General features: G+C 65.0%; 1 protein-coding gene. It reads right to left on the minus strand.

Annotation, left to right across the window (positions count from 1 at the left end; genetic code table 11):
* Nucleotides 1-414: hypothetical protein (locus RNB18_RS52855; protein WP_311721159.1), on the minus strand; the 414-nt coding region annotated here is incomplete at both ends.

Consider the following 414-nt stretch of genomic DNA (forward strand, 5'->3'; position numbering starts at 1 on the left):
GGATGTCGGAGGTCTCACCCGGGAGCTTGGGCCACCAGATCGAATAGAACATGTCCGACACCTCGTCGTCGACCGGGGTGCAGGCGAAGATCAGCCGGTGGTTGGACGAGCCTTCGAAGGCGCTCATGGCGAAGCCGAGGCCGGAGAAGTGGCTGTGAATCCGCAGCGCCATCTTGTCCGGATCGTCACTGCGGGCATCGGGCCAGCCCGTCAGGAATCGCCATTCCTCGTCGACGTGCTCCCAGTGCAGGCACACCGGGGTCACGGTCGCGCCGTGGACGTAGCGGAAATGTGAACTGTCCGGACCGTTCTCGGCCACGATCTGCGGGTGGACCGGGATCGCGTCGGCCCGGCTGGAGAACTCCGGGTAGGGCCGGTAGTAGGCATCCGGATCGGTTTCGAACTGCGGGAACT

The organism is Streptomyces doebereineriae, from assembly GCF_031845645.1.
GTDB lineage: Bacteria > Actinomycetota > Actinomycetes > Streptomycetales > Streptomycetaceae > Streptomyces > Streptomyces canus.